7 protein-coding genes are annotated in these 6,837 nt (G+C 46.0%); all 7 read left to right on the forward strand.

Annotated elements, in window-relative coordinates:
• The first annotated feature begins 5 nt into the window (after positions 1–5).
• Positions 6–116 carry an acetyl-CoA carboxylase biotin carboxyl carrier protein gene (locus tag ACWVCM_RS11265; RefSeq protein WP_455201859.1) on the forward strand — a complete coding sequence of 37 codons (111 nt, stop codon included), beginning with the start codon at positions 6–8 and terminating at the stop codon, positions 114–116.
• Positions 117–169: 53 nt separating this feature from the next.
• The gene (gene accC, locus ACWVCM_RS11270; protein ID WP_455201853.1) at positions 170–1,510 is read left to right on the forward strand and encodes an acetyl-CoA carboxylase biotin carboxylase subunit; all 1,341 of its coding nucleotides are present in this window, start codon (positions 170–172) and stop codon (positions 1,508–1,510) included.
• 64 nt (positions 1,511–1,574) lie between these two features.
• A complete protein-coding gene (gene prmA, locus ACWVCM_RS11275) occupies positions 1,575–2,453 on the forward strand; it encodes a 50S ribosomal protein L11 methyltransferase (RefSeq protein WP_455201854.1) in 879 nt (292 codons plus the stop codon).
• Between the two features lie 142 nt (positions 2,454–2,595).
• Positions 2,596–4,095 carry a zinc-ribbon and DUF3426 domain-containing protein gene (locus ACWVCM_RS11280; protein ID WP_455201855.1) on the forward strand — a complete coding sequence of 500 codons (1,500 nt, stop codon included), beginning with the start codon at positions 2,596–2,598 and terminating at the stop codon, positions 4,093–4,095.
• Positions 4,096–4,249: 154 nt separating this feature from the next.
• Positions 4,250–5,236, forward strand: a complete 987-nt coding sequence (gene dusB, locus ACWVCM_RS11285) for a tRNA dihydrouridine synthase DusB (protein ID WP_455201856.1) — start codon at positions 4,250–4,252, stop codon at positions 5,234–5,236.
• Positions 5,233–5,514, forward strand: a complete 282-nt coding sequence (gene fis / locus ACWVCM_RS11290) for a DNA-binding transcriptional regulator Fis (protein ID WP_455201857.1) — start codon at positions 5,233–5,235, stop codon at positions 5,512–5,514. Before dusB ends, fis begins: the two co-directional genes overlap by 4 nt.
• A gap of 396 nt (positions 5,515–5,910) precedes the next feature.
• Positions 5,911–6,837: bifunctional phosphoribosylaminoimidazolecarboxamide formyltransferase/IMP cyclohydrolase (purH, locus tag ACWVCM_RS11295; protein WP_455201858.1), on the forward strand; the 927-nt coding region annotated here is incomplete at its 3' end.

A 6,837-nucleotide genomic window follows, 5' to 3' on the forward strand; every position in this document is an offset into this window, starting at 1 on the left:
AAGCCATGAAGCTGCTCAATCAAATTGAGAGCGACAAAGCCGGTGTGGTGAAGTCTATTCTTGTCGAAAATGAGCATCCGGTTGAATACGGTCAACCACTTTTCGTCATCGAATAGAATCTGTAACTCCCTACAAATCGTAAAACTGAACAATTAATTATTCGCGACTTATGTTTGATAAAATTGTCATTGCTAATCGAGGTGAAATTGCACTGCGCATCCTGCGCACCTGCAAGGAAATGGGAATCAAAACCGTTGCGGTGCATTCCACTGCGGATAGCGATTTAAAACATGTACGCCTGGCTGATGAATCTGTTTGCATTGGTCCCGCGCCATCTGTGGATAGCTATCTGAATATACCCGCACTTATCAGCGCTGCTGAAGTTACCGACGCGGTGGCCATACATCCCGGTTATGGTTTTCTTGCAGAAAATGCCGACTTTGCTGAACGCCTGGAACAAAGTGGTTTTACCTTTATCGGACCACGTTCTGAAACCATTCGTTTAATGGGTGACAAAGTATCCGCCATCGAGGCCATGAAAAAATCCGGTGTGCCTTGCGTACCTGGATCCGACGGCCCACTAGGCAACGATCCAGATGAGACTTTACGTATAGCAAAAGAGATTGGTTTTCCTGTCATTGTAAAAGCAGCAGCTGGTGGTGGTGGCCGGGGTATGCGCGTCGTACATAGCGAGGCCAACTTACTTAACGCCATTGATTTAACCAAGGGTGAGGCGCAAGCTGCTTTTGGCAGCGACGTCGTATACCTGGAGAAGTTTCTGGAAAATCCGCGTCACATAGAGATCCAGGTTCTCTCAGACAAACATGGCAATGCTATTCATCTTGGTGAACGCGACTGCTCAATGCAACGTCGCCACCAAAAGGTCATTGAAGAAGCACCTGCTCCAGGCATTACTCAGGAGTTACGTGATCAAATAGGTGGTCGTTGCGCGCAAGCTTGTATAGACATAGGTTATTTAGGAGCGGGTACTTTTGAGTTCCTGTATGAAAATGGGGAATTCTATTTCATTGAGATGAATACCCGTGTTCAGGTGGAACACCCCGTTACCGAGATGATCACCGGTGTTGATATTGTCAAAGAACAGATCCGGGTGGCTGCCGGCGAACCACTGGCTCACAAACAATCAGACATAACAATCTTCGGGCACGCGATGGAGTGCCGAATCAATGCAGAAGACCCCAACTCCTTCATGCCATCACCGGGAACTATCACCGAATTCCACGCACCTGGTGGGCTGGGCGTGCGCGTCGACTCGCACATCTATCGTGGCTACCGCGTTCCACCCTACTACGATTCCATGATTGGTAAATTAATAGTACGTGGTGAAAATCGTGAAGAGGCAATCGCCCGTATGTTAATGGCACTGAATGAATGCGTTATTGAAGGTATTAAAACCAACATTCCCTTGCATCAGGAATTATTTAAAGACAATGGTTTTCAAATGGGTGGCACCAATATTCACTACCTGGAAAAGAAACTGGGACTGTAATCAGCTGCAAGTCTATTGTTTGTTTTAATGGCGCCAACCAAACCAGATTGATCCACTACATAGCATGCCCTGGATTCAAATCAGTTTTGATTGCGATAAAGATCTGTCCACGATAATTTCCGAAGCGCTAAGCGCTGCAGGTGCTGCATCGGTCACATTACAAGATGCCGCGGACCAGCCGCTACTTGAACCTGGTGTTGGTGAAACACCGCTTTGGGAACAGGTGATCGTGACGGGATTGTTCGATGCTGCCACCGATATCGATTCACTGGCAAATCTAATTCGAAAGGCTATTGACCCTGAAATATTACCCCCATGGCGGGCATCATCCGTGGAAGATAAAGCCTGGGAACGTGAATGGATGAAACATTTTCATCCCATGCGATTTGGACGTCGAACCTGGATTTGTCCCAGCTGGCAATCTCCACCGGAGCCCGAGGCTGTGAATATTCTGCTGGATCCCGGCCTGGCATTCGGTACGGGTACTCACCCAACCACAGCCCTCTGCCTGGAATGGCTGGACGAACATATACATGGAGAAGAAACCGTTATCGATTTTGGTTGTGGATCAGGCATTTTAGGGATTGGCGCCCTGAAACTGGGTGCCAAAGAGGTATGGGCTATAGACAATGATCCCCAGGCGCTCCTTGCCACACGGGATAATGCCATCAAAAACCAGGTGGATACCAAAATACACCTGCTAGCAGCTGACGAAGCTCTTGATTTTCAAGCAGATATCATACTGGCCAATATTTTGGCAAATCCTCTGATTTCACTGGCTCCTTTATTGGCAGCCAAAACTACAGCAGGCGGCAAGGCTGTTTTGTCGGGAATTCTCACCGAACAACGAGACCTTGTTCTGGAGGCTTATTGTACAAATTTCAAACTGGAATCCAGTGCTCAAAATGAGGGCTGGATTCGCCTGGATATGCGCCGCATTTAAGCGCTTAAAGCTATATTTGATTTCGAGCTATAATATTGATCTTCACAATACTGTCACCAACAGCATGATATTTTTACTAATGGTCGTGGAATAGCTGCCGATCAAATGGACTAGGGAAAGTAACTCAAGTTTCTGATTATATATGTACACTCAATGCCCCAAGTGTTTAACCTATTTCCAGGTAACCGCAGATCATCTAAAAGTCGCACAAGGTAATGTGCGATGCGGTCAGTGCAGCAATGTATTTAGTGCCCTGGGTAACCTGAGCGAGAAACCACCTCAAGGTTCGAGCACTGGCGCCTCAAATAATTCAAAGCCGACTACCCAGCCTGCTCCTAAACCACAGCCAACGGGAAATCGACCAGCTGCGAATGCGCAAAGCAAGCTAAGTAACGCCATTGAAGCGATTCAGGCTCTGAACCAGTCATCACAGAAAATCCTGTCACAAAGTAAAAAAAGCTATGTGACCCAATTACAGCGCCAGGCGCAGGCGAAACGAGGCTACGCCCCGATAGAAAGCAGGAACTCAACAGCACCTGATTTAAATCGTGACGAACCTGATACAGAAGCAATTTCCGAACTGGCGCAGGATCTGGCGGAAAAACAGGAAAAACACATCAATTTTGATGAAGCCCTGGCAGCAGTGGATGAAATTGAAATAGATATCGATGAAGAACAGGTCATCAGCCAGGAAGACAGCCCAATTCAATACGGGATGAGTGGTGACGAGGACATTACGCCGGCTATCGACGCTTCGCATCTCGTCGAAGACTATTCAATGGAAGACTCCTTTGTAGCTGATGAACAACCTGCAGAAAAACAGTCCGCTAAAATCAGCAAACCAAAGTCAACGAACGTCAATGAAGAAGAATTTAATTTTTCGGAACTGGACTTACCACCAACCGAAGAACCGGACGTTAGTGAATTTAGAAACAAATCTTCCAGCAACAAAAAGTCCACCAAGAAGAAATCAAAACCTAAAAAGAAAACTGCAAACAAAAAAGCGAAATCAAAAAAATCTACTAAGGTATCACAACCAGTTGTTGCTGAACCAGATCCTGGCCCCGTGCCAGATATGGTCATTGAGAATAATATTCCCACGCTCGCTATACCTAAACAATTGCTGGAGGACTTTCAGGAAGAGCAGCCCATCCACCCTGCGCATTATCGCTCGATGATTACCTGGGGACTTGGCAGCTTAATGTTGATGCTTGTATTCCTTGGACAGACCATTTATTTCAAACACAACGAATTAGGACAAATTAGCCAATTTAGACCATGGGTGGAGTTTTTTTGCAAACATGCCAGCTGCGAACTCTCACTGCAGATAGATATCGGACAAATTGAATTACTAGGACAGGATATTCGAAGCCACCCTAAATCCAAGAAAGCCTTGTTGGTTAGCGCAACTATCATCAATAACGCCGCATTTACGCAGCCATACCCTGGCCTGCAACTGAACTTTTCCGACATGAATGGAGAAAAGGTAGCGATGCGGAATTTTAATCCCAAGGACTACTTACCTTCCAACATGAGTGTCGAGAAAGGCATGGAAACCAATGTTCCCATCCAGATTGAACTGGAAATTGTCGACCCAGGAAAAAATGCTGTTAACTTTGAATTTGACTTTTTCTCAATATAATCCGGCACATAACAAGTCTTTCCTGATTCGTCAAGGGCAGAATTCACAAAACTAAAAAACTTTCAAAAAATCGCCAGAATGACTTTATCCCTCTTCGGTTAGCGAGTATTATTTGACTTCCGTTTTTTAGCCCCCTAGATACAAACATATAGTGATGCAAATTGGACCCTATCAACTTGCGAATAATCTCGTGTTGGCGCCTATGGCAGGCGTTACTGATAGACCGTTTCGTCAATTATGTAAAAGAATGGGTGCGGGCCTTGCGGTATCTGAAATGGTCTCATCAAATTCCTTGCTCTGGGGAAGCGAAAAAACAAAACGTAGAGCCAACCATGACGGCGAAGTTGAACCGAAGTCTATTCAAATCGCAGGTGCAGATCCAGAAATGATGGCTGAGGCGGCCCGTTATAATGTTGATAACGGCGCACAGATTATTGACATCAATATGGGATGCCCCGCGAAAAAAGTATGTAATGTCATGGCGGGATCTGCGTTATTGCAAGACGAACCCCTGGTTAATCGTATATTGGATGCCGTTGTTGCAGCAGTTGATGTACCGGTTACCTTGAAAATCCGCACCGGTTGGGATAAGCCGCACCGAAATGGAACACGTATCGCCCGCATCGCCGAATCCGCGGGCATACAGGCACTTTCCATCCACGGTCGCACCCGCGCTTGTGGATATAAAGGTGATGCCGAGTACGAGACAATAGCTGCGATAAAGTCAGCTGTCACAATTCCTGTTATTGCTAATGGTGATATAACCACACCAGAAAAAGCAAAATACGTATTGGAATATACTGGCGCTGATGGCATTATGATCGGACGTGCGGCACAGGGCCGACCCTGGATCTTTCGGGAGGTAGAACATTTTCTAGAGACCGGGGAAAAGCTACCTGAGCCGGGTGTTGCAGAAGTTCGCAACATACTACTCGAGCATTTAGGTAATCTTTATGATTTTTATGGAGAATACACAGGCGTTCGCGTGGCACGGAAACATATCTCATGGTACAGCAAGGGACACCCGCATGGTGCTGTATTTCGCCAGATGGTGAATCGAGTTGATACCGTGGAGGAACAATTACAATTAACGCAGGAATTTTTCGATAAACTGATGATGCGAGAGGAACTTGCAGCATGACTACTGAGCTACCCTCAGCACTTGAAAAACAAGAAACCGTCGAAGCTAGCGGCCAATCCTTAGCTGACCACATTAAACAAGTCTTACAAAACTACTATAAAGATTTGGAAGGTCATGAGCCTGCACATCTTTACCAGCTAGTTTTGCAAGAAGTTGAGCGCCCATTACTGGAGTCAGTAATGGAATACACGCGGGGAAATCAAAGCAAAGCGTCTATCGTTTTAGGTTTAAACCGCGGTACTTTGCGTAAAAAACTGAAACAATACGACATTAAATAATCCGCGTAGTGCAATACGCGGTTACTTTCTGCCGTTAGCTTGTTACTAAAATATTTGGCGCTTACTGGTTGGTCCGGCAAAAGCTTGTGCTCCTTTACCCAAGGGAGTGCATGGTTTTGCCGGAGTAACCTACAAGCGCCAATAAGCTTTTAAGCCGGCACAGAATAATAACAGGCCTCAAGCTCAGATAACGCCAAAAACGTATAACCGTACCGGGCTTCTTTGTCTGGTACATTTAGAATTCCCAGATCGCTCTATTCCATGGTAGTCACAAAACCGATGTATTCTCATGGTGAATTGCCGGTATTGTCGTTTGTATTAGAATGCCAATATAGTGATTAGTCGTCCATGTACTTATATAATAGGGTGACCAACTAGGATGGAATAATAAGAATTATGACTGCGGTGAAACGAGCACTAATTAGCGTCTCCGACAAAACAGGTATTGTGGAATTTGCGCAAGGCCTGGTGAATCTTCGCATTGAAATCCTCTCTACCGGCGGCACTGCTAAACTATTAGCCGACAACAATATTAAGGTCAAAGAAGTTTCTGATTACACGGGCTTTCCGGAAATGATGGATGGCCGGGTAAAAACCCTGCACCCAAAAGTTCATGGCGGTATTTTGGGACGGCGCGGTGTAGACGACGACACAATGATAGAGCACAAAATCCTGCCTATTGATATGGTAGTCGTAAACCTCTACCCCTTCGAACAAACTATCGCGAAACCAGACTGCAATCTTGCCACTGCCATTGAAAACATCGATGTAGGCGGGCCCACCATGGTGCGGGCAGCCGCAAAGAACCATGAATCCGTCGCTGTTGTGGTGGATTGTCACGATTACGCCAATATTTTAAACGAGCTCAGTACAAATCAACGCGAGTTATCAACGCAGCGCCGTTTCGATTTAGCAGTGAAAGCCTTTGAACATACCGCTCAATATGATGGCGCCATCGCTAACTATTTGGGGCAACTCTCCGATAAAGGCGAGAAAAAGAATTTCCCAAACACTTTCAATTTCCAGGTCAAGAAAATGCAGGACATGCGCTATGGCGAAAATCCGCATCAAAACGCTGCTTTTTTTGTGGAGCACAACCCTAAGGAAGCGAGCGTATCCACCAGTAAACAGATTCAGGGTAAAGAACTATCGTATAATAATATTGCAGATACAGACGCAGCCCTGGAGTGTGTAAAACAATTTGATGAACCGGCGTGTGTTATTGTGAAGCATGCTAATCCCTGCGGTGTAGCCATAGATGAAAATATCTTGCAGGCCTATAACCGCGCATTCCAGACTGATCCCACCTCCGCCTTTGGCGGC

This window comes from Kaarinaea lacus, assembly GCF_975902315.1.